The 20,304-nt window shown below is 69.9% G+C and carries 25 protein-coding genes; 1 reads left to right on the forward strand and 24 read right to left on the reverse strand.

Features of this window, described 5'->3' with window-relative positions; translation table 11 throughout:
• Window positions 1-105: 105 nt before the first annotated feature.
• From rlmN to rpsB, 7 genes are all read right to left on the reverse strand, one after another.
• Complete coding sequence (gene rlmN, locus CP970_RS11960) at window positions 106-1,212, reverse strand: 23S rRNA (adenine(2503)-C(2))-methyltransferase RlmN (protein WP_055552937.1); 1,107 nt, start codon at window positions 1,210-1,212, stop codon at window positions 106-108.
• A 90-nt stretch (window positions 1,213-1,302) separates the two neighbouring features.
• Window positions 1,303-1,482 (reverse strand): hypothetical protein, encoded by a 180-nt coding sequence (locus tag CP970_RS11965; protein ID WP_055552938.1) that lies wholly within the window; start codon window positions 1,480-1,482, stop codon window positions 1,303-1,305.
• Window positions 1,483-1,556: 74 nt separating this feature from the next.
• Window positions 1,557-2,660, reverse strand: coding sequence for a phosphatidate cytidylyltransferase (locus CP970_RS11970; protein WP_079043848.1), 1,104 nt, complete (start codon window positions 2,658-2,660; stop codon window positions 1,557-1,559).
• A 73-nt stretch (window positions 2,661-2,733) separates the two neighbouring features.
• On the reverse strand, window positions 2,734-3,291 hold the full coding sequence (gene frr / locus CP970_RS11975) for a ribosome recycling factor (protein WP_055552949.1): 558 nt from the start codon (window positions 3,289-3,291) through the stop codon (window positions 2,734-2,736).
• A 158-nt stretch (window positions 3,292-3,449) separates the two neighbouring features.
• The gene (gene pyrH, locus CP970_RS11980) at window positions 3,450-4,211 is read right to left on the reverse strand and encodes a UMP kinase (RefSeq protein WP_055552940.1); all 762 of its coding nucleotides are present in this window, start codon (window positions 4,209-4,211) and stop codon (window positions 3,450-3,452) included.
• A gap of 186 nt (window positions 4,212-4,397) precedes the next feature.
• On the reverse strand, window positions 4,398-5,234 hold the full coding sequence (tsf, locus tag CP970_RS11985) for a translation elongation factor Ts (RefSeq protein ID WP_055552941.1): 837 nt from the start codon (window positions 5,232-5,234) through the stop codon (window positions 4,398-4,400).
• Window positions 5,235-5,336: 102 nt separating this feature from the next.
• Entirely contained in the window at window positions 5,337-6,275 is a 939-nt protein-coding gene (gene rpsB / locus CP970_RS11990; protein WP_055552943.1) for a 30S ribosomal protein S2, read from the reverse strand.
• Window positions 6,276-6,677: 402 nt separating this feature from the next.
• Between rpsB and CP970_RS11995 the strand changes: the two genes are divergently transcribed.
• A complete protein-coding gene (locus CP970_RS11995; protein ID WP_150493274.1) occupies window positions 6,678-7,226 on the forward strand; it encodes a M23 family metallopeptidase in 549 nt (182 codons plus the stop codon).
• A 32-nt stretch (window positions 7,227-7,258) separates the two neighbouring features.
• On the opposite strand, the gene CP970_RS12000 is transcribed toward CP970_RS11995, so the two are convergent.
• The 17 genes from CP970_RS12000 to CP970_RS12080 form a co-directional block, all read right to left on the reverse strand.
• Window positions 7,259-7,816 carry a TetR/AcrR family transcriptional regulator gene (locus CP970_RS12000; RefSeq protein WP_150494774.1) on the reverse strand — a complete coding sequence of 186 codons (558 nt, stop codon included), beginning with the start codon at window positions 7,814-7,816 and terminating at the stop codon, window positions 7,259-7,261.
• A 105-nt stretch (window positions 7,817-7,921) separates the two neighbouring features.
• Window positions 7,922-8,764: an RNA polymerase sigma factor WhiG gene (gene whiG, locus CP970_RS12005; RefSeq protein ID WP_055552817.1), complete on the reverse strand. Its 843-nt coding sequence runs from the start codon at window positions 8,762-8,764 to the stop codon at window positions 7,922-7,924.
• Window positions 8,765-9,108: 344 nt separating this feature from the next.
• Complete coding sequence (gene dprA, locus CP970_RS12010; protein WP_055552815.1) at window positions 9,109-10,269, reverse strand: DNA-processing protein DprA; 1,161 nt, start codon at window positions 10,267-10,269, stop codon at window positions 9,109-9,111.
• On the reverse strand, window positions 10,266-11,885 hold the full coding sequence (locus CP970_RS12015; RefSeq protein ID WP_055552813.1) for a YifB family Mg chelatase-like AAA ATPase: 1,620 nt from the start codon (window positions 11,883-11,885) through the stop codon (window positions 10,266-10,268). Before CP970_RS12015 ends, dprA begins: the two co-directional genes overlap by 4 nt.
• On the reverse strand, window positions 11,885-12,289 hold the full coding sequence (locus CP970_RS12020; protein WP_079043838.1) for a YraN family protein: 405 nt from the start codon (window positions 12,287-12,289) through the stop codon (window positions 11,885-11,887). The genes CP970_RS12015 and CP970_RS12020 overlap by 1 nt, the downstream gene beginning before the upstream one ends.
• Before the next feature lie 76 nt (window positions 12,290-12,365).
• Complete coding sequence (locus tag CP970_RS12025; RefSeq protein WP_003965949.1) at window positions 12,366-12,674, reverse strand: DUF2469 domain-containing protein; 309 nt, start codon at window positions 12,672-12,674, stop codon at window positions 12,366-12,368.
• 55 nt (window positions 12,675-12,729) lie between these two features.
• Window positions 12,730-13,257, reverse strand: a complete 528-nt coding sequence (locus tag CP970_RS12030) for an NUDIX hydrolase (protein WP_055552809.1) — start codon at window positions 13,255-13,257, stop codon at window positions 12,730-12,732.
• Window positions 13,247-14,002, reverse strand: a complete 756-nt coding sequence (gene lepB / locus CP970_RS12035) for a signal peptidase I (RefSeq protein WP_055552807.1) — start codon at window positions 14,000-14,002, stop codon at window positions 13,247-13,249. The genes CP970_RS12030 and lepB (CP970_RS12035) overlap by 11 nt, the downstream gene beginning before the upstream one ends.
• Before the next feature lie 80 nt (window positions 14,003-14,082).
• Window positions 14,083-15,048, reverse strand: coding sequence for a signal peptidase I (lepB, locus tag CP970_RS12040; RefSeq protein WP_079043837.1), 966 nt, complete (start codon window positions 15,046-15,048; stop codon window positions 14,083-14,085).
• Window positions 14,933-16,024, reverse strand: a complete 1,092-nt coding sequence (lepB, locus tag CP970_RS12045) for a signal peptidase I (protein WP_055552805.1) — start codon at window positions 16,022-16,024, stop codon at window positions 14,933-14,935. The genes lepB (CP970_RS12040) and lepB (CP970_RS12045) overlap by 116 nt, the downstream gene beginning before the upstream one ends.
• Window positions 16,017-16,739: a signal peptidase I gene (lepB, locus tag CP970_RS12050; protein ID WP_055552803.1), complete on the reverse strand. Its 723-nt coding sequence runs from the start codon at window positions 16,737-16,739 to the stop codon at window positions 16,017-16,019. Before lepB (CP970_RS12050) ends, lepB (CP970_RS12045) begins: the two co-directional genes overlap by 8 nt.
• A 45-nt stretch (window positions 16,740-16,784) precedes the next feature.
• Window positions 16,785-17,135: a 50S ribosomal protein L19 gene (gene rplS / locus CP970_RS12055; RefSeq protein ID WP_055529866.1), complete on the reverse strand. Its 351-nt coding sequence runs from the start codon at window positions 17,133-17,135 to the stop codon at window positions 16,785-16,787.
• Window positions 17,136-17,300: 165 nt separating this feature from the next.
• Window positions 17,301-18,122, reverse strand: coding sequence for a tRNA (guanosine(37)-N1)-methyltransferase TrmD (gene trmD / locus CP970_RS12060; protein WP_055552800.1), 822 nt, complete (start codon window positions 18,120-18,122; stop codon window positions 17,301-17,303).
• A complete protein-coding gene (gene rimM, locus CP970_RS12065) occupies window positions 18,122-18,721 on the reverse strand; it encodes a ribosome maturation factor RimM (RefSeq protein ID WP_055552798.1) in 600 nt (199 codons plus the stop codon). Before rimM ends, trmD begins: the two co-directional genes overlap by 1 nt.
• 112 nt (window positions 18,722-18,833) lie before the next feature.
• Window positions 18,834-19,073 carry an RNA-binding protein gene (locus CP970_RS12070; RefSeq protein WP_014176063.1) on the reverse strand — a complete coding sequence of 80 codons (240 nt, stop codon included), beginning with the start codon at window positions 19,071-19,073 and terminating at the stop codon, window positions 18,834-18,836.
• 2 nt (window positions 19,074-19,075) lie between these two features.
• On the reverse strand, window positions 19,076-19,513 hold the full coding sequence (gene rpsP / locus CP970_RS12075; RefSeq protein ID WP_055552796.1) for a 30S ribosomal protein S16: 438 nt from the start codon (window positions 19,511-19,513) through the stop codon (window positions 19,076-19,078).
• Between the two features lie 190 nt (window positions 19,514-19,703).
• Window positions 19,704-20,300 (reverse strand): hypothetical protein, encoded by a 597-nt coding sequence (locus CP970_RS12080; RefSeq protein ID WP_055552794.1) that lies wholly within the window; start codon window positions 20,298-20,300, stop codon window positions 19,704-19,706.
• Window positions 20,301-20,304 lie beyond the last annotated feature (4 nt).

Consider the following 20,304-nt stretch of genomic DNA (forward strand, 5'->3'; position numbering starts at 1 on the left):
TTCAGAGGGTCTGCGGCGCACCTGTCCGGATGCCGCACTCTCAGCGCTGTGGCGCTCCCCTGTCGGAATATGCAGATGTATGTACGAAGCCGTACGCCCGCCAGACTACCTCTCGGCCGCGGCGAGCTGGCCGCACGCTCCGTCGATCTCCTGGCCACGGGTGTCCCGGATGGTCACCGGCACCCCGTGGGCGGCGATGGCCGCGACGAACGCCTTCTCGTCCTCGGGGCGCGACGCCGTCCACTTCGAGCCCGGCGTCGGGTTCAGCGGAATCAGGTTCACGTGCACCGGCTTGTTCTTGAGCATCCGGCCGAGCCGGTCTCCTCGCCACGCCTGGTCGTTGATGTCCCTGATCAGCGCGTACTCGATGGAGAGCCGACGCCCGGACTTCGCGGCGTACTCCCAGCCCGCGTCGAGCACCTCGCTCACCTTCCACCGCGTGTTCACGGGTACGAGGGTGTCGCGCAGCTCGTCGTCCGGCGCGTGCAGCGAGATGGCGAGGCGGCACTTGAAGCCCTCGTCCGAGAACCGGTGGATCGCCGGGACGAGGCCGACCGTCGAGACGGTGATCCCGCGCTGCGAGAGGCCGAGGCCGTCCGGCTCGGGGTCGGTGAGGCGGCGGATGGCGCCCGCCACCCGGTTGTAGTTGGCGAGCGGCTCGCCCATGCCCATGAAGACGATGTTGGAGAGCCGCGCGGGACCGCCCGGGATCTCGCCGTCCCTGAGCGCCCGCATGCCGTCCACGATCTGGTGCACGATCTCGCCGGTCGACAGGTTCCGGTCGAGACCGGCCTGTCCCGTGGCACAGAACGGGCAGTTCATGCCGCACCCGGCCTGGGAGCTGATGCACATGGTGACCCGGTCCGGGTAGCGCATGAGCACCGACTCCACCAGCGTCCCGTCGAAGAGCCGCCAGAGCGTCTTGCGGGTGGTGTCGTCGTCACAGCTGATGTGCCGCACGACGGACATCAGATCGGGCAGCAACGCCTCACGGAGCTTCTCGCGCGCACCGGCGGGGATGTCGGTCCACTCGGCCGGGTCGTGCGCGTACCGCGCGAAGTAGTGCTGCGAGAGCTGCTTGGCGCGAAACGGCTTCTCGCCGATGGCGGCGACGGCTTCCTTGCGCTCGGCGGGCGTGAGGTCGGCGAGATGCCGCGGGGGCTTCTTGGCACCGCGGGGCGCGACGAAAGTGAGTTCTCCGGGTACAGGCATGGTTCTTCCAGTGTCGCAGATGACCGCGCCCACCTCGCGCGGGCGGAAATCCGGCCTCCGGCCCAACCCGGCCCCTGCCCTCAGCTGCCCTCAGCCGAAGATCCCGCCGAAAATCACGGCGACGTGGGAGCCGTAGCTCTTCCACCGGTGTGACATCCGGCAGTACTGCCGCGGCCTGCGCCGCCCGCCCTGGTCGATGAGTGTTCCGCACCACTTGCACGGCAGATCCCCGTGGTAGGTGCCGTCCTTCTCGCGTCTCGCCCGCCCCATGGCGGGTGACTGTACGCAACGAGCCCCGTCCGGCACCGGACGGGGCTCGTGCGTGACGCGGGAAGCGGGCGGGCTCAGCCCGATCCGACGAAGACGACCAGCAGCAGCCACACCACGGGCGCCGTCGGCAGCAGGGAGTCGAGCCGGTCCATGATGCCGCCGTGGCCCGGAAGGAGCGTGCCCATGTCCTTGATGCCGAGGTCCCGCTTGATCATGGACTCGCCGAGGTCGCCGAGCGTGGCGCTGACCGCGACGGCGAAGCCGATGAGCAGGCCCTGCCACCAGGTCCCGTCGTCGATCAGGAACTGCATGCACACCGCACCCGCCGCCATCGCGAAGGTGACCGCTCCGAGCAGGCCCTCGCGGGTCTTGCCGGGGCTGATGCGCGGCGCCAGCTTGTGCTTGCCGAAGCGCCAGCCGATCGCGTACGCACCGGTGTCGCTGACCACGGTCAGGAGCAGGAACGTGAGGACCCGCTGCGGGCCGTCGTCCGCGGTGAGCATCAGCGCCACGAAGGTCGCGAGGAACGGGACGTAGAAGGCCGCGAAGACCCCCGCCGTGACGTCCTTCAGATAGCCCTCGGGCGGCTCGGTCATGCGCCACACGAGGACCGCGAGCGCGGTGAGCGCCATCGCCACCCACGCGCCCTCGGCCCCGCGCACGTAACCGGCGACGACCATCGCGGCGCCGCCCACGGCCAGCGGGACCAGCGGCGCCTTGATGCCCTTGCGCTCCTCGAGCCGGGAGGTGAGCTCCCAAAGACCGACCACGACGGCGACCGCTATGACGCCGATGAAGACGGCCTTCACGATGAACAACGACGCGATGATCACCGCGCCGAGTCCCACCCCGACTCCTATGGCCGCCCCGAGGTCGCGGCCCGCGCTCTTCTTCTGCGGTGCTGCCGGGGCGGGCTGTGGTGCGCTGGGCATGGGCTCCTGCGGAGGCTCGTCACGGAACAGGGGGCCGCCCATCCGAGTGGCCCCCCGGTCGTCGTCCTGGTCTCCGCCGCTCACGGGTACGTCGGGCACGATGGGCATGGGCTGCGTCTCAGACGGAAACAGCGCGTCCTGCGCATCGTACGCGGGACCTGCCGGGGTCGCCCCCTGACCAGGCCCCTGGTCGGGCGGCCCCCAATACCCGGCTCTGGGCGGCGCCTCCCAGGAAGAGTCGTTCACGGATCGCTTTCCTGATTCCTCAGACTTCGATCAGCCTCGGTCGAACATCGAGCAGACCTCGGTCAGAACTCGGTCAGACCTCGAGCAGCTCGGCTTCCTTGTGCTTGAGCAGCTCGTCCACCTGTGCGACGTACTTCGCGGTGGTGTCGTCGAGCTCCTTCTCGGCGCGGCGTCCCTCGTCCTCGCCGATGTCGCCGTCCTTGATCGCCTTGTCGAAGGCTTCCTTGGCCTTGCGACGGATCGACCGGATCGAGATCTTGGAGTCCTCGGCCTTGGTCTTGGCGACCTTGATGTACTCCTTGCGACGGTCCTGGGTGAGCTCCGGGAACGTCACACGGATGATGTTGCCGTCGTTGCTCGGGTTGACGCCGAGGTCGGAGTCGCGGATCGCCTGTTCGATGTTGCGCAGCGCGCTCTTGTCGAACGGGGTCACCACGGCCATCCGCGGCTCGGGCACCGAGAACGAGGCCAGCTGGTTGATCGGCGTAAGGGCGCCGTAGTAGTCAGCCACGATCTTGTTGAACATCGCCGGGTGCGCACGGCCGGTGCGGATCGCGGCGAAGTCCTCCTTGGCGACCACGACGGCCTTCTCCATCTTCTCCTCGGCCTCGAGGAGGGTCTCTTCGATCACCACTTGCTCCTGCGTGTCTTGAGTAGGCCCGGCATTGCACGGGGGCGGCCGGCTGCGTCGCGTCTCTTTCCTGCACGGTGTCCGACCGGCAGGGCTTTGTCCATCCCCTCAAGGGGCGTCTCGCGTACGTCCCTCGAGACTGGCCCAGGTCCCTGGGGTCAGGCCCGGCTTCCCTGGTCACCCACGAGAGTGCCGATCTTCTCACCCTTGACGGCCCGGGCGATATTGCCTTCGGAGAGCAGCTCGAAGACGAGGATGGGCAGTTTGTTGTCCCGGCACAGCGTGATCGCGGTCATGTCGGCGACCTTCAGGTCCTGGGTGATGACCTCGCCGTAGCCGAGGGCGTCGTACTTCACCGCGTCGGGGTTGGTCCTGGGGTCGGAGTCGTACACCCCGTCCACGCCGTTCTTGCCCATCAGCAGGGCCTCGGCGTCGATCTCCAGGGCGCGCTGTGCGGCGGTGGTGTCGGTGGAGAAGTACGGCATGCCCATGCCCGCACCGAAGATGACCACACGGCCCTTCTCCAGGTGCCGCACGGCGCGCAGCGGGATGTACGGCTCCGCGACCTGGCCCATGGTGATGGCCGTCTGGACGCGGCAGTCGATGCCTTCCTTCTCCAGGAAGTCCTGCAGCGCGAGGCAGTTCATGACCGTGCCGAGCATGCCCATGTAGTCCGAGCGGGCCCGGTCCATGCCGCGCTGCTGGAGCTCGGCACCACGGAAGAAGTTGCCGCCGCCGATGACGATGGCGATCTGGGCGCCGTCACGGACGACGGCCGCGATCTCACGGGCGATGGCGTGCACCACGTCGGGGTCGACCCCGAGGCCGCCCCCACCGGCGAACGCCTCGCCGGAGAGCTTCAGCAGGAAGCGTCCGGCAACTTTGTCGTCGTCACTCTTCGAGTCGGCCTTGGTGGTCATGTGGTTCTCGCTTCTCTTACTTGGCACACATACGAAGGAGGCCACTGCCGGTGGGGTGTCGTTCGCATCCCATGCTCGGCAATGGCCTCCTCGTCAGATCCTGCGGTCGTACATCACGCACGAGGTGCCGTGCGCGGGCGACCGCTGTCGACCCTAGCGGGGTCTACCGTCGATCGCGGTACGGACTCAGATGCCGACCTTGATGCGCGAGAAGCGCTTCAGGGTGACACCGGCCTCGGCGAGAACCTTCTCGACCGACTTCTTGTTGTCCAGCGCGTACGGCTGACCGAGGAGGGTGGCCTCCTTGAAGAAGCCGTTGACGCGACCCTCGACGATCTTCGGCAGCGCGGCCTCGGGCTTGCCCTCGGCGCGGGTGGTCTCCTCGGCGACGCGGCGCTCGGACTCGACGACCTCGGCCGGGACGTCCTCGCGGGAGAGGTACTTCGGCGCGAAGGCGGCGATGTGCTGCGCGACGCCCTTGGCGACGGCGGCGTCGGCCTTGTCCAGCTCGACGAGGACACCGATCTGCGGGGGCAGGTCGGGCATCGTGCGGTGCATGTACGCGGTGACGTAGGCGCCGGAGAACTGCGCGAAGCGGTCCAGGACGATCTTCTCGCCGAGGTTGGCGTTGGCCTCGTCGACGTACGCCTGGACGGTCTTGCCGGCCTCGATCTCGGACGCGAGCAGCGCCTCGATGTCGGCCGGGGAGGTCTTGGCGACGTGGGCGGCGAGGTTGTTCGCGACGGCCTGGAACTTCTCGCCCTTGGCGACGAAGTCCGTCTCGCACTTCAGCTCGACGATGACACCGGAGGTGTTGTCGTCGGCGATGAGGGAGACCACGGCGCCGTTCTCGGCGGAGCGGCCCTCGCGCTTGGCGACGCCCTTCTGGCCCTTGATGCGCAGGGCCTCGACGGCCTTGTCGACATCGCCGTCGGCCTCGTCCAGCGCCTTCTTGCAGTCCATCATGCCGGCGCCCGTGAGCTCACGGAGCTTCTTGACGTCAGCGGCGGTGTAGTTCGCCATGATCGAAAATTCTCTCTCGAAGTCTGAAAGATCTACGAAGGTCTACGGGTGAACGGCGGGGGCCGATCGGGCCCCCGCCGTCAACTACCGAACCTGTGAGGGTCAGGCCTGCTCGGCGTCCGCGGCCGGAGCCTCGGCGGCGGGCGCCTCGGCGACAGGGGCCTCGGCGACGGGCGCCTCGGCGGCGTCCGCGGCCGGCTTGTCCTCGGCCTTGGCCTCGTCGGCCTTGGCGTCGTCAGCCTTGGGGGCCTCGTCGGCCTTCTTCTCACCCTCGAGCAGGTCGCGCTCCCACTCGGCGAGCGGCTCGCCCTGGGCCTTCTCGCCCGGCTTCGAGTCACCGGTGGCCACGCCGGAACGGGCGATGAGGCCCTCGGCGACGGCGTCGGCGATCACGCGGGTGAGCAGGGTGACGGAGCGGATCGCGTCGTCGTTGCCCGGGATCTTGTAGTCGACCTCGTCGGGGTCGCAGTTGGTGTCGAGGATGGCGACGACCGGGATGTTGAGCTTCCGGGCCTCACCGACCGCGATGTGCTCCTTCTTGGTGTCCACGATCCAGACGGCGCTGGGCACCTTGGACATCTCGCGGATACCACCGAGGGTCTTCTCCAGCTTGGCCTTCTCGCGCGAGAGCACGAGAAGCTCCTTCTTGGTGAGACCGGAAGCGGCGACGTCCTCGAAGTCGATCTGCTCGAGCTCCTTGAGGCGCTGCAGACGCTTGTAGACGGTCGAGAAGTTGGTGAGCATGCCGCCCAGCCAGCGCTGGTTCACGTAGGGCATGCCGACGCGGGTCGCCTGCTCGGCGATCGCCTCCTGCGCCTGCTTCTTCGTGCCGACGAACATGACCGTGCCGCCGTGGGCGACGGTCTCCTTGACGAACTCGTAGGCGCGGTCGATGTACGACAGCGACTGGAGCAGGTCGATGATGTAGATGCCGTTGCGCTCGGTGAAGATGAAGCGCTTCATCTTCGGGTTCCAGCGACGGGTCTGGTGACCGAAGTGGACGCCGCTTTCCAGCAGCTCCCGCATCGTGACGACGGCCATGGCCGTACTCCTTGGTGTTCTCGGTTGCCGCGTCCGCCGGATGGCGGTCGCGCCTGACGCCCGCTTTGCGCCTTGCCACTAGGGACCGAGGGGCGCTGACACCGGCTTTTTCATGGCCAGATGTCGGGGCGTGCGAAGTCGACCCGGTGACCCGGATCGCCACAAGAAGTGTACGGGACCCGCGAGGCGGCGGGTGACGCCACTGCCCCTGACCTCCCGAGCCCTCTTCCTGACCGGCCGAGCTCCGCCGCGCGGGCCTCCACGACCGGGTGACGCGGCTTGTCCACGACCGGGTGACATGTCTGTCCACGACCGGGTGACACGGCTGTCCACAACCGGCCGGTAATCCCCAGATCCGGACCAAGATCCCCACGGCGCGGCCCGGCACGGAACGCTTCTCGCATGGCTCTCACGCACCTGGAACTGCTGCTGCCCACGCTGGCGGCCCTGCTCGCGACCTTCCTGCCCCAGCCCGCCGCCCCACCGGCCGCCCCGACGCCGCAAGCCACGACCTGGCCGGTGGGCGCCCGCCCCGCGGTCGTACGGGGCTGGGACCCCCCGGCGACGGACTACACAGCGGGCCACCGCGGCGTGGACCTCTCCGCCCCCGCGGGCACCCCGGTGCGCGCGGTCGCCGCGGGCCGGATCTCCTTCGCGGGCCGCGTGGCGGGCCGGGGCGTGGTCTCGGTGGAACTGGACGGCACGGGGGATCCGCCTCTGCGCACCACCTACGAACCGGTGCGGGCGACCCTGAAGAAGGGCGCCGAGGTCACCCCGGGCGACACGGTGGGCGTCCTGGAGGCGCCGACGGGCCACTGCCCCGGCAGCTGCCTCCACTGGGGCCTGCTCCGGTCCGAGACCTACCTCAACCCGCTGACCTTGCTGCCCCCGTGGCTCCTGCGCCGGGGCCCGTCACGGCTCCTGCCCATGACGGGAGCACCCCCGTGGTGAGACGAGGGCGGGACACCCCCGCGGTGAGGGCCTCAGCCCCGCACGCCCCGCAGCGCCATGGCGACGGCCGCCTCGGTGATGGCGGTCGGATCCTCCGCCGCGCCGAGCTCGATCCGCCGCACCGCCGCGTCCACGACGCCCTGCAGCAGCATCGCCGCGAGCCGGGGCTGCTCGTGCCCCAGCGTCTCGAGCGCCTCGACGATCATCGCGATGAGCCCGCCGTGCGCGGCGCGGATCTTCTCCCTGGCACCGGCGTCGAGCTCGCTGGCGGAGATGGCCACAACCGCGCGGTGGCGCCGGTCACCGACCAGGGCCAGCTGCCGGCGCACGTACGCCTCGACCTTGCCCTCGGCCGATTCCGCCCCCTCCATCGCCGCGGAGACCTCCGCGGCCCAGACGGGGAAGTCGACCTCGCACAGCTCTTCCACCACGGCGGCCCGTGACCGGAAGTACTCGTAGACGGACGACCGGGCGAGCCCGGTGCGCTCGGCGAGTGCGGGGAAGGTCAGCGCCTCCGTACCGCCTTCGGACAGCAGGGATCGCGCAGCGTCCAGCAGGGCGCCGCGCTGCATCGACCGGTGCTCGGCCACAGAGGCCGCTCGAATCCTTGGCACAGCTCCACTTTACGGACGGGACGCCCCGCGCGGGAGTGACTCCCCGCTCACACCGCTGGGGCAGGGACGATTCAGCGCCCCTCAGCGCCCGAAACTCGCCAGCTTCGCCCGCAGCTGCAGCACGGACTTCGTGTGGATCTGGCTCACCCGGCTCTCGGTCACGCCGAGCACGTTGCCGATCTCGGCGAGCGTGAGCCCTTCGTAGTAGTAGAGCGTCACGACGGTCTTCTCGCGCTCCGGCAGCGTGTTGATCGCCCGCGCGAGCAGCCTGCGCAGCTCCCGGTCCTCCGCGACCTCGACGGGGTTGTCGGCCGCGTGGTCCTCAAGGGTGTCCATGAGGCTGAGGCGGTCACCGCCGTCCCCTCCGGCGTGCAGCAACTCCTCCAGCGCCACCACGTTCGCCAGCGACAACTGGCTGAAAACGGCGTGCAGTTCCTCCAGCGCGATCCCCATCTCCGAGGCGACCTCGCTCTCCGACGGCGTCCTGCGGAGCTGGGCCTCCAGCGTGGCGTAGGCCCGCTCCACGTTGCGCGCCTTCTGCCGCACGGAGCGCGGGATCCAGTCGAGCGCCCGCAGTTCGTCGATCATCGCCCCGCGAATGCGGGTGATCGCGTACGTCTCGAACTTGATGGACCGCTCGATGTCGAACTTCTCGATGGCGTCGATCAGACCGAACACCCCGGACGAGACGAAGTCGGCCTGCTCCACATTGGGCGGCAGCCCCACGCTCACCCGCCCCGCGACGTACTTCACCAGCGGCGAGTAGTGCAGGATCAGCTGCTCCCGCAGCCGCCCGTCCCCGGTCTCCTTGTACGACCGCCACAACTCGTCCAGCGACGAGGGCGCGGGGGGCCGCTCCCGCTCCCCGCTACGGGCGGCGGGGGGAACCGCCGCCCGGTCGGACCCTGAGGTGTGCTGGGGCATTCGTCGCCTTGAGCCGTTCTGCCGTGAACTGTTGAGGTCGCGTGGGTCGGTGAGGTCGCTCGGCCCGACGGACTCGCCGGTGCCGCTCGCTCCGGTGCGGTGGAGATCTTGCGTGGAATGAATGAGGTTGTCCGTCTGGTCGCCTGTACGCGTCGGAATCCTTGTGAGCGTAGCGTGACTGAAGTGTCGCAGTGTGCGAAGGCTATGGGATCCTGAGTGCGCAGATACGTTCCGCTGGGTGCACCAAGGAGTCGATTCCGTCGCCCTGAGTGACGGATCCGAAGTATCAACTGCCCGATTTCCCAAGGTCGTCGGGTGCCGTCCATCCGGCGGAACACGCTCGGTCACGATTCACCTCCAGCGGTGGAGACGGACAGAAACGCCTGGCGTGTCAACTGCCAGCCGTCGCCGTGTCGTTCGACGAACCCGAGAGAGCGAAGCTCGTACAGTCGGCTTACGGCGTCGTCCGTCGTCGTGCCCGCGTCGCGCGCGATGTCCCGCGCCCGAGCGCACCCCCGCCCTGGCAGCGCGGCCAGGACACGGGCCGCTCCCGGGGCGAGCAGGTCTCGCGGGACGACGGGGCCCCGCCGCTCCGGCGCGAGCTCACCCATGTCCCCGACCAGCTCGACGACTTCCGCGGCATCGGTCACGAGGACGCCGTCCCCCCGCAGCAGTTCGTGCACCCCCGCGGAGAGGCCGCTGGTCGCGGGCCCCGGCACCCCCATCGTGAAGCGCCCCAACTCCTGGGCACCGCGCGCCGTGACCAGCGCACCACTGCGGTAGGCGGCCTCGACCACCACCGTGCCCCGGGTCAGCGCGGCGATCACCCTGTTCCGCAGGATGAACCGGCTCGGCGTCGGATGATCACCCGGCGGCAACTCCCCGACCACGAGCCCCTGTTCCGCGATCCGCCCGAGCAACTGGGCGTGTCCGCGCGGATAGGTCCTGTCCACCCCGCACGCGAGCACCGCCACGGTGGCCCCACCGGCGCCGAGGGCTCCCCGGTGCGCCGCGCCGTCCACGCCGTACGCCCCACCGGACACCACGACCCAGCCGCGCTCCGCGAGCCCCGCGGCGAGCCCGGCCGCCATGTGCGCGCCGTACTCCGTGCAGGCCCTCGCGCCCACGACGGCCACCGACCGCAGCGCCCATATCCGCAGGGAGGGCCGCCCGCGCACCCAGAGCCCGATCGGTCGCGCATCCCCCAGGTCGTCCAGCGGCACCGGCCACTCCGCGTCCCCGGGGACCACGAAGCGCGCCCCGACGTCCCGCGCCGACTCGAGGTCCCGCGCGGGCCGGACCTTGGCGGCCCGCGCGCCAAGACCTGCCCATCTGCGTCCTGTCACGCCGGAGAACCGCTCCTCCCCCGCGCTGATCCGGCGCAGCACCTCGACGGCACCCGCCTCGCGAAGCCACCGCCCGCCCACGGCGTCCCCCGGTTCGAGCACCCGCGTCAGCGCGACCCGTGCGAGCCGCTCCTCGTCCGGCGCGGATCCACCGGTCACGCCCCCGACCCGATCGCCATCGGCACGCCCCGCGCGATGCCGGTACGCAGCTGCAGCGCCAGGGCCACGTCGTGCACGCCGGGCCGGTCGCGCCCCGCGAGATCCGCGACGGTCCACGCGACCCGCAGCACCCGGTCGAGCCCGCGGGCGGTCAGGAAGCCGCGCTCCAGGTCGAGCTCGGCCGCGTCCAGGGCGCCGGGCTCGGCGGGCCAGCGGGTGCGCAGCGCGTGTCCGGGGACCTCGCTGTTCGTCCGCCAGCCCGTACCGGCCAGCCTGGCGGCCGCTCTCTCGCGCGCGGTGCGCACCCGGTCGGCCACGGTGCGCGTGGAGTCTCCCGCGATGCCGTGCCCCGCCAGCTCGGACCGGGTGACAGGCTCCACCTCCACCTTCAGATCGACCCGGTCGAGCAGTGGACCGGAGAGCCGCCCCTGGTATCGGCGGACGACGGAGGCGCTGCACTCGCAGCCGTCCCCCAGGAGCGTGTGCCGACCGCAGGGGCAGGGGTTGGCCGCGAGCACCATCAGGAATCGGGCGGGCAGCCGCACCACCCCGGCGCTTCGGGCGATCACCACATGACCGGATTCGAGGGGCTGGCGCAGGGAGTCCAGGGACTGGCTGCTGAACTCCGGTGCCTCGTCCAGAAAGAGCACGCCGCGATGAGCCAGCGAAACGGCCCCCGGCCGCGCGATCCCCTTCCCGCCGCCCACGAGCGACTGCATCGTCGCCGAGTGGTGCGGCGCGCAGTACGGCGCGACGTCCACCAGCGGTCTGCCGGGCGGCAGCATGCCCGCCACCGAGTGCACCGCCGTGACCTCGAGCGACTCCTCACGGGAGAGCCGGGGCAGGATCGCGGGCAGCCGCTCCGCGAGCATCGTCTTGCCCGCTCCCGGCGGCCCCTGCAGAAAGAGGTGGTGCGCCCCTGCGGCGGCCACCTCCAAGGCGGTCCGTGCCGCCGTCTGTCCCACGACCTCGGTCAGGTCCAGCGCGTGGGCGTCGTCCGAGGCGCCGCTCAGTCCCGTGCCCATGCCCGTTCCCGGCACGCAGAGGCCCGCGAGCATCGGGTCGGGCCGCCCCGGCTCCACCGGTTCCTCCTCGGGCACCGGCTCGTCGGTGAGGACGGCGATGAGCTGCCGCAGACTGCGTACGCCGAGGACCGAGATGCCGGGCACGAGCGAGGCTTCGGCCGCCGTGCACTCGGGGACGACGACCTGTTCGTACCCCGCGTCGGCCGCCGCGAGGACCGCGGGCAGCACGCCGCGCACCGGCCGCACCCGCCCGTCCAGGCCCAGCTCCCCGATCATGACGATGTCGGCGAGCACGCGCGGGTCGATCCGCTCCGCGGCCCCGAGCACGGCACAGGCGACCGCGAGATCGAATCCGCTGCCGCCCTTGGGCACCGACGCCGGGCTCAGTCCCACCGTGAGCTTCTTCTGGGGCCACTCACCGCCCGAATTGACCACGGCCGCCCTGACCCGGTCGCGACTCTCACTCAGGCTCTTGTCCGGCAGCCCCACCAGTGTGAAGGCGGCGACGCCGGGCTCCAGATCGGCCTGCACCTCGACGACCACGCCCTCGACGCCGACCAGGGCCACGGAACACGTACGCGCGAATCCCATCAGGCCACCCCCCGCGCATGCTCGACGAGGGGAGCGCCGCGCCGGGGGAGCAGCACGCCGACCAGGTCGATGCGGACGCCGCCGGGTGGTGGGCCGCCGCGTTCCTCGATCCAGTGCTCGGCGAGCCGCCTGAGCCGGGCCGCCTTGACCGGGCTCACGGCCGCCATCGGATATTCGAAGGGCGTGCCCGCGAGGCCCGCCCTGCGCGTCTTGACCTCGCAGACGACGAGGGCCTCGCCGTCCATCGCCACGATGTCGATCTCACCGATTCGGCCCGCGCGCCAGTTGCGCTCCAGAACCGTCATGCCGGACTCGACCAGCCGCCGCGCGGCCAGTTCTTCGCCGTACTTTCCGAGTGCTCCTCGTGCGTTCATGTGGGCACCACCTCCGGCACCCACCGTCACGGATCAGCCCGCACCTATTGGATCTTGGTGCATTACTCGCCGGTTGTGGAAAACTCCGCCACCCCGGCGAGTGAACTCAGCCTCCCGGCAGCTCGAGATCGCTCTTGTTGAGCTCCTCGATGTTCACGTCCTTGAACGTGAGTACCCTGACCTGCTTCACGAACCGGGCGGGCCTGTACATGTCCCACACCCAGGCATCCGCCATGGATACCTCGAAGAAAACCTCACCCTGGACCGAGTGCACCTGCATCTCGTAGTCGTTGGTGAGGTAGAAGCGCCGTTCGGTCTCGATCACATATTTGAACAGACCGACGACATCGCGGTACTCCCGGTAGAGCTTCAGCTCCATCTCGGTCTCGTACTTCTCGAGGTCCTCGGCGCTCATGGCATGTTCCCCTTCAGCCGTGCGTCCCCCTATTGTGCGTCAGCCCCGCGAGCCCCTACACGATTTCCGTGTCGAGGATCTCGGGCCTCTTCGGGGGCCCCTCGTCGAGCAGTCTGCGAAGCAGCTCGGCGAGCCTGGTCGGATACACCGTCTCATGAGCCTCGGTCAGTTCCCGGCACGACCACCAACGTGCTCCGGCGACACTGCGTCGTTCCAGCTCCGTCAGCCCTTCGGGAGCTGTCGCCGTCTGTGACGTACGCGCCAGGAAGTACCACTCGTCCTGGTCCCAGCGCCGCCCGTCGAACGGGAAGGAGCAGATCCGCTGCCACAGGACGGGGCCGAGCTCGACGTCCGTGACGCCCGTCTCTTCGCGCAGCTCACGCAGGGCCGCCTGCTCGTGCGTCTCGTCGCCCTCCAGACCGCCGCCCGGCGTGAACCACCAGTCGTCGGCCGGATCCGCGGGCTCGTAGCCGTGCAGCAGCAGGATGCGGTCGTCGGGATCGAGCAGCACCACCCTGGCGACCCTGCGCAGCGGCCGCCCGGATTCGGAGGTCGTAGACGACCCGGTCTCCTCAGCTCGCACCGGTCACCGCCCTCGTACGGCTCGCCTCGCGCCTGCGGCCGAGCCGCTTGGCCACCGGACCGTACGCGGCGCCGCCCAGGACGAGCACCACGCCGACCACCACCGCGGCCAGCACCATCCGCAGCGGGCCCGGCTCGGAGATGCCGCCCGGCATCTGCGCGAAGCCGTCCGGACGTTCGAGCATCCCGAACTTGCCCATCGGCCAGGCCACCGCGTCGACCCGTGCCTTCACCGCGTCGCGCGGCACGGAGCCATGGTCGCTGTCGCCCAGGTGCACGCTGGAGTCCAGGGAGCCGCTGCGCTCGTCGCCGAGCAGGAAGAGGCGGCCCTTGGGCACGGTCGTGGTGGGGATGCCGGTCGCGGAAGCGCCCGTGCCGTCGGGGAGATACGGTTCTGCGACTTCTTTGCCGTTGACGGTCAGCTTGCCGTCCTCGCAACAGGCGATCCGGTCGCCGCCCACTCCGACCACGCGCTTGACCATCGGCAGGTCGCCCCAGGTCGACTGCTTGAAGACGACGACGTCACCGCGGCGCACGTCGTCGCCGTCGATCCGCTGGGCGAGGACCCGGTCGCCGGATCCGATGGTCGGCGTCATGGATCCGGTGGGGACGGTGTACGGCTGGTACAGGACGGCGCCCCAGACGAAACCACCGAGGAAGAGCACACAGCCGAGGGCCACGGCGACACCCGACAGCACGCTGCCGAGCCGTCCGTGACCCTCGTCCGTACGACGTGTCCTGCTCATCCCGGTGCTCCCCCGTCTCGGAGACGACCCCGCCGTCCGTACCCACGGACGGCGGAAGATCGGCGATCTGGGACGGCACCCTACCTGGCGGTACCTCCGCCAGAAACCCTCGCGCCCTGGGCGGCCGCGACCGTGAGACGCCGCCTGCGCCACAGCACGATCGGCACCGCACCGGCGAGTCCGAGGACGCCGGGCGCCGCGCTCGACAGCGCGTTGATGCCCGGCTGGTCGAAGGTGTCCGGCTTGGGCAGCGTGGCCCAGCGGGTGGGCGGCCAGGCGATCACGATGGCGCGGCCCACGACGTTGTCCACGGGGACGGCGCCGCCCCCCGGCTGGTTCTGGTGGTAGCGGGAGTCCAGCGAGTTCTGCCGGTGGTCACCCATGACCCAGATTTTGCCCTTGGGCACGGTGACCTTGAACTGGCCGCCCTGGTCGTCGACGCTGCACGGGGTGTTCCCCGCGAAGACGTACGGCTCGTTCAGCGCCTTGCCGTTGACCTTCACCGGTCCGGTGCCCTTGCACTCCACGGTGTCGCCGCCGACCCCGATCACGCGCTTGATCAGGTCCTTCTCGTCGGCGGACGGCATCAGACCGACCCAGCCGAGGACCCGCTGGATCGCGTTCGGGTCGGGGGTCGGCTCGCCGTCCAGCCAGTGGCCCGGATCCCGGAAGACCACGACCTCGCCGCGCTCGGGCTCGGAGCCGAACCACGGCGTCAGCTTGTCGACGAGGACGCGGTCGCCCTGCTGCAGCGTGTTCTGCATCGAGTCGGACGGGATGGAGAACGCCTGGACCAGGAAGGTCTTGATGACCAGCGCGAGGACCAGCGCGATGCCGATGAGGAGCGGAAGCTCCTTCCAGAAGGAACGGGCCTTCTTGGGCGGCTTGCCGCCCTGCTCGCCCTTCGCCTCGTCGCCGCCGTCCACGGCGTCACTCCCGGGGTTCGTGCCGTCCGCGACGGCCTCGCCGACCGGCTCGTCGGATCGCCCCGGCCGCTCCTCGGGCCCTTCGTGTCCGGATCGTGCGCCGACCGCCAAATCCCCCACATCCACTCCTCAGTCCGTGCCGCCGCCTGCCCCAGATGCGATGCAGGCCCACCACTCCCATAACGAGCGGGAGTTCCGCAGGGGTCGGGAGTCGGATCAATCCGTATCGATCGCCGGGGGCCACCCTATGCGACGCCCCTGTGACGACGTCCGATCCCTGGCGCGCGTCGGCCAGGGACGCGAAGGTGTCCGGCTCCTCCAGCTTGCGCCAGTGGCCGAAGGGCCAGGCGATGACGATCGCCCGTCCCACCACCTCGTCCTCGGAGACGGTGCCGCTGAACTTCTCGGTGCGGTGGAACCGGGAGTCGGCCGAGTCGCTGCGGTGGTCGCCCATCATGAAGAGGCGGCCCTTGGGGACCTTCACCGTGAACTCGAAGGCCGACGGCTTGTCACCGGGGTGGATGTACGGCTCGTCGAGCGCCACTCCGTTGACGGTGACCTTGCCGTTCTTGTCACAGCACTTCACGGTGTCGCCGCCGACGCCGATCACGCGCTTGATCAGGTCCCGTTCGCTGTCGGAGGGCAGCAGCCCGATCTGGGTGAGCCCTTCCTTGATCTGCTTGACGACGACAGGGGGGTCCTTCTTCTTGCCCTGTTCCTCTTCGAGCCAGTTGCCCGGGTCCTTGAACACGACGACGTCCCCGCGCGACGGCTTCGACCCGAACCAGGGGGTGAGCTTGTCCACCAGGACCCGGTCGCCGATCCGGATCGTCTGCTCCATGGAGCCCGAGGGAATCACGAAGGCCTGCACCAGGAAGGTCTTCAGGACGAGGGCTATCAGCAGCGCCACACCTATGAGGAGGGGTATCTCCTTGATCGCCGAACGCCGCCTGCGCCGCTTGACCTTCTTGGCGAGCTTGCGCCGCTCCGCCCTGCCCGGCCGTGCGGGCTCGCCGGTCGGCCGGGACCCGGTGGGCAGGGGGGTGTCAGCCCCGTGGTGACCGGAGTCGGAGCGAGTGCGTCCGCGGCTACCCATGTGCGCCGCCTGGTGCCGGCACGCGCGCGTAGCTCTCGGGACGCTTCAGGGAGGTCCAGTGTCCGGCCGGCCAGGCGATCCAGTCGGCCCTGCCGATCACCTCGTCCACCGGGATCATGCCGCCGCCGGGCTGCCCCAGGTGGTCGCGCGAGTCCCGGGAGTCGCTGCGGTGATCGCCGAGGAGGAAGAGGCTGCCTTCGGGGACGACGACTTCGAAGGGCACCTGGGAGGGGGTGTCCCCGGGGTACAGGTACGGCTCGTCGATGGGCTCGCCGTTCACCTTGACCCTCCCCCGCCTGTCGCAGCAGACCACCCGGTCTCCCCCTGTGCCCACGACCCGCTTGATGTAGTTGGCGTCTCCGAAGTACCCGCTGCCGTCGAAGACGACCGCGTCACCCCGCTGCGGCTCGGAACCGAAACGGTACGCCAACTTGTTGACGAGTACCCGGTCCCCGACCCGGAACGCGGGCTCCATGGAGCCGCTCGGGATCTGGAAGGGCTGCACCACGAACGTACTGAGGAGCAGCAGGAACCCCATGCACACCAAGATCGACAGCGTGATCCGGCCGCCGGGCAACCAGGAGACCAGTGACATGAAAACGGAACGCGACCGTTCCTCCGCCTCCTCGGATTCTTCGGCGACGTGCGTGACGTCTCCGGAATCGGAGGGTGGGGAGGAGCGGTCGCGCTCCGTGTTCCGTGCTTCGGTGTCCATCGGGGCCAGATGCTATCCGGCCCCGCTGTGGACCCGCGCGGGACCTCAGCTGTCGCGCTTCTCCTTGATCTTCGCGGCCTTGCCGCGCAGGTCACGGAGGTAGTACAGCTTCGCGCGACGCACGTCACCGCGGGTGACGAGCTCGATCTTCTCGACGATCGGGGTGTGCACCGGGAAGGTGCGCTCGACGCCGACGGAGAAGGAGACCTTGCGGACCGTGAAGGTCTCGCGCACGCCGGCACCCTGGCGACGGATGACTACGCCCTTGAACTGCTGCACACGGGAGCGGTTGCCCTCGATGACGCGCACGTGGACGTTGACGGTGTCACCCGGGCGGAAGGCCGGGATGTCGCTGCGCAGCGACGCGCTGTCGACCGAGTCGAGCAGGTTAGCCATGATCGTCTGCTTTCTTCGCCGATGCCACAGGTCATCAGCGGTATTCGTGATGAAGGATTCGATAGCTGATCGCGTCGGGCGGGCGTCTGGACCATCCCCGGGTACACGGGGAGCAACGGTCGATCCCCCTGTGGCAGGGGCGCACGCTGGACGTACAGCAGCGGTCTATTCTTCCACGGCCTCGGGGTCTCGCCCAAATCGGCCGTCGGGCCCCGGCCGCCACCCCAGGATCGAGAGCATCTCGCGGTCCTTCTTGTCGAAGGCTCCTGGGTCGCAACGCTCGATCAGATCGGGCCTGTTGCGGGTGGTGCGCCGCAGCGCCTCGTCCCGGCGCCAGCGCGCGATCTTGCCGTGGTGGCCGCTGAGCAGGACGTCGGGGATGCCGTGCCCGCGCCACTGGGGAGGCTTCGTGTAGATCGGGCCTTCGAGCAGATTGGCCATGGCTCCGGGGGCGAAGGAGTCGTCCCTGTGGGACTCGGCGTTGCCGAGGACCCCCGGCAGGAGCCGGGCCACGGCCTCCGTGACGACCAGCACGGCGGCTTCTCCGCCGGCCAGGACGTAGTCGCCGATGGACACCTCGTAGACGGGCATCCGGGTCGCGTACTCGTCCATGACGCGGCGGTCGATGCCCTCGTAGCGGGCGGGCGTGAAGACCAGCCAGGGCCGCTCGGAGAGCTCCACGGCGAGTTCCTGGGTGAAGGGGCGCCCGCTGGGCGTGGGGACGACCAGGACGGGCCCGTGGGCCCCGTCCTCGTACCCCTCGGCGAGCACGTCGTCGAGGGCCGCGCCCCAGGGGTCGGTCTTCATGACCATGCCGGGGCCGCCGCCGTAGGGGGTGTCGTCGACCGTGTTGTGCCGGTCGTACGTCCACTCCCTGAGGTCGTGCACGTTGACGTCGAGCTGCCCACGCGCGCGTGCCTTGCCCACGAGGGAGACGTTCAGCGGTTCGAGGTACTCGGGGAAGATCGTGACGACGTCGAGCCGCATTACGCCGTTCCCTCCGAAGCCGCGTTGCCCTCCGAAGCCGCGTTGGCCTCCGAGGCCGCGTCGTCGTCCCGCGCGGAGGCGATCTCGGCGCGGTCGTCGATCAGCCCGGGCGGCGGGTCGATGACGGCCTTCTGCTCCTCGAGGTCGATCTCGGTGACGATCTCCTCGACGAAGGGGATCATGACCTCGCTGCCGTCGGGGCGCTCCACGATGAACAGGTCCTGCGAGGGCAGGTGCGAGATCTCCGTGATCCGGCCGACCTCGGTCCCGTCCTTGGTGACCACGTCGAGGTCCATCAGCTGGTGGTCGTAGTACTCGTCGGGGTCCTCCGGGAGCTCCTCCGGGTCCACCGCGGCGATCAGGAGGGTGTTGCGCAGCGCCTCGGCGCCGGTGCGGTCCCGCACGCCCTCGAAGCGCAGCAGCAGGCGGCCGCTGTGCACCCGGCCGGTCTCGATGGTCAGCGGACCCACGGAGGCGGGGTCGGTGGCGAGCACGGCACCGGGCCCGAGCCGCAGCTCCGGCTCGTCGGTGCGGACCTCGACGGTGACTTCACCCTTGATGCCGTGCGCACGGCCGATGCGGGCGACTACCAACTGCACTGCGTTCTCTCCTCATCCAACGACTACGGGCCGGGGACGGCTCGTAAGCCCTCCCCGGCCCGAGCCGGTGCTGCTGTGATTCTGTGAACCCTGTCGGTTCAGCGAACCCGGTTCAGCGAACCTGGTCCACGTCGACGAGGTCGACGCGGACACCGCGGCCGCCGATGGCGCCTACGACGGTACGCAGAGCGCGCGCGGTGCGGCCGTTACGGCCGATCACCTTGCCGAGGTCGTCGGGGTGGACCCGAACCTCGAGGACGCGTCCGCGACGCAGGTTGCGCGAGGCGACCTGCACGTCGTCGGGGTTATCGACGATGCCCTTCACGAGGTGCTCGAGAGCCTCCTCGAGCATGCTCAGGCCTCGGTCGACTCGGTGGACGCGGCCTCGGCCTCGTCCGCCTTCTTGTCAGCCTTCTTGGCCTTCTGGGTGATGGCCTCGCCCTTGGCGTCGTCGCCCTCGAGACCCTTGGTGAAGGCCTCGAACGCGGCGCGCTTGTCCTTGGGCTCCGCGACGAGCAGCGGCGCCGGGGCCGGCAGGCCCTTGTGCTTCTGCCAGTCACCGGTGAGCTTCAGGATGGCCATGACCGGCTCGGTCGGCTGGGCGCCGACGGACAGCCAGTACTGGGCACGCTCCGAGTTGACCTCGATGCGCGAGGGGTTCTGCACCGGGTGGTACAGGCCGATCTCCTCGATGGCCCTGCCGTCACGGCGGGTACGGGAGTCGGCGACGACGATGCGGTAGTGAGGCGAACGGATCTTGCCCAGACGCTTCAGCTTGATCTTGACTGCCACGGGAGTGGTGTCTCCTGGTCTTGACGTGGGTGGGCACAACGACGATGCCGCGTGGGGTTGCGGTACTCGAGTGCCCGATGGACGCGTCAGCCGGAGGAGAGAGGGGTCCTATGCGGCTGTCGAGTACAGCTAGCCATTGTGCCATACGCCGCCGGGGCGGCCGAACCCGGTTCGGCCGCCCCGGTCCAGCTCAGCCCACGCCCGCGCCGATCGCCTCCGGGATGCGGAAGGGCTTGCCGCAGCCGCCGCACATGATCGGCGCCTGGGCCAGTACGGACGGCACGACGCGGACGTTGCGCCCGCAGTCGCAGACCGCCTTCACGCGGACGCCGCCCCCGGAGGAGCCGTGCCGTGCGGCCGGGCCGCGGAAGCTGCGCGCGGTGTCCGCGGTCGTCGCCGCCGTGTGTGCCTTCAGGGCACGCTGCAGGCGCTCGATCGTCGGGCGGTAGCGCTTCTTCGCCTCGGGGTTGAGCATGACCAGCGAGAAGCCACTGCTGGGATGTGGCTCCTCGGAGTGGTCAAGACCCAGCTCCTCGGCGATCGCCAGGAATCTGCGGTTGTGGTAACGGCCGGCGCGTGAGGTGTCGCGTACGCCGCGCGAGGCGGCGATGCCATGGACTGCCTCGTGAAGCAGTCGCTCGAAGGAGAGCTCGGCGCCGCAGGCGGACGACGACTCTCCGATCAGGGATTCGGGCGCGGCAAGGTCGGGCAGCTCGGAGTGGTGCCGCTGAATGTCGGCCCACGCCTGTGCCAGCTCTGCGGCGAGAACAGGTGGTGTCGTGCTCACGTCG

Origin of the sequence: Streptomyces kanamyceticus (genome assembly GCF_008704495.1) — a bacterium.
GTDB classification, from domain to species: Bacteria; Actinomycetota; Actinomycetes; order Streptomycetales; family Streptomycetaceae; genus Streptomyces; species Streptomyces kanamyceticus.